General features: G+C 80.2%; 1 protein-coding gene. It reads left to right on the plus strand.

Annotated features, from left to right (window positions below; translation table 11 throughout):
- Positions 1-78: 78 nt before the first annotated feature.
- Positions 79-1623, plus strand: a 1545-nt coding sequence (locus tag ACTUAL_RS31835; RefSeq protein WP_440902819.1) for an SDR family NAD(P)-dependent oxidoreductase, incomplete at its 3' end; no start/stop codon positions are given.

The following is a 1623-nucleotide window of genomic DNA, read 5'->3' on the forward strand; positions in this document are numbered from 1 at the left end:
GGCCCGACCGCCCGCGCGACCGCGGGGGAACCGGACCCCGCGGCGCCTCCCCCCGACGACGGCGACCGGCACCGGCTGATGTCCGCGCTCGGCCACCGGCACGGCGACGGCGCGCACGTCGACTGGGACGCGGTCTTCGCCGGGCAGCACCCGCGCCCCGTGGAGCTGCCCACCTACCCGTTCCAGCGCCACCACCCGACCCCCTGGACCGAGACCGAGCAGCCCCTGCCACCCGTTGAGGCCCTGCCCGCAGCTGAGCCCCTGCCCGTCGCCGCGCCCCTGCCCGTCGAGCCCCTGCCCGCCGCGCCCCTGCCCGCCGAGCCCTCGCTCGCTGGCGAGTCCCTGCCCGCTACCGAGTCCTCGCCCGCCGTCGAGCCCTCGCCCGCCAGCGAGCCCTCACCCGCCGTCGAGCCCTCGCCCGCCACCGGGGAACCGCCCCGCCCGCCCGGTGACCTGCTCCGCCTGCCCGGTGACCTGCTCCGCCTGGAGTGGCGTCCCGTCGCCCTCGCCGCTCCCGTCACCGACCCGGTGGTCTGGTCGCCGCGCACCACCGCGACCACCACCGAGGACGCCGTCCGCGACCTCACGGCGCAGGCCCTGGGCCGGGTCCGCGACTGGGTCGCCGACCCCGAGCGCGCCGACACCCGCCTCGTCGTCCTGACCAGCGGCGCGGTCGGTCCCGGAGCCGCCGACCTCGCGGGCGCCGCCCTGTGGGGGCTGCTGCGGGCCGCCCAGTCCGAGCACCCCGGCCGGTTCGTCCTGGTCGACGCGGACGACCCCGACCTCACCGCCGTGTCCGCCGCCGTCGCCACGGGCGAACCCCAACTGCTCCTGCGGGACGGGCGGGCGCACGCCGCCCGCCTCACCCGAGTCCCCGCCACCGCCGCCGCACCCCGGTGGCGCGGCACGGTCCTGGTCACCGGCGGCACCGGCGCGGTCGGCCGCGCGCTCGCCGCCCACCTGGCCCGCTCCGGCGCCGAGCACCTGGTCCTGGCCAGCCACACCGGCCCGAACCACCCCGACACCACCGCGCTGGTCGCCGAGCTGACCGCCGAGGGCGCGGCCGTGACCGTCGTGGCCTGCGACGTCACCGACCGCCCCGCCGTGGCCGCGCTGCTGGCGCAGCTCCCGGACGAGCAGCCGCTCACCGCCGTCGTCCACGCGGCGGCGGTCCCCGGCGGCAGCGCCACCACCCGCAGCGCCACCACCCGCAGCGCCGAGCCCACCACCCCCGACCCCGCCGTCGCCGGAACCCTGCTGCTGCACGAGCTGACCAGGCACCTCGACCTGGAGGCGTTCGTGCTCTGCTCGTCCGCCTCCGGCACGGTCGGCGGCATCGGCCGGGTGGACCAGGCGGTCGCGGGCGCGTTCCTGGATGCCTTCGCGGCCCGCCGCGCGGACGCGGGCGACCCGGTGGTCTCGCTGGCCTGGGGCCCGTGGGACGCCCCGACCGGGAACCTGCTCCCGCTGGCCGAGTCGGACGCGACCGCCCTGCTCGACGCCGCGCTCACCGCGGCCGACCCGGTCCTGCTGCCCACCCGCCTGGCCCCGCTCGACCACACCGCCCCGCCCCCGCGGCGCGCCCTCCCCCCGCAGACCCCCCCCGCGCCCCCCGCCGCCCCC

Source organism: Actinosynnema sp. (genome assembly GCF_052038725.1).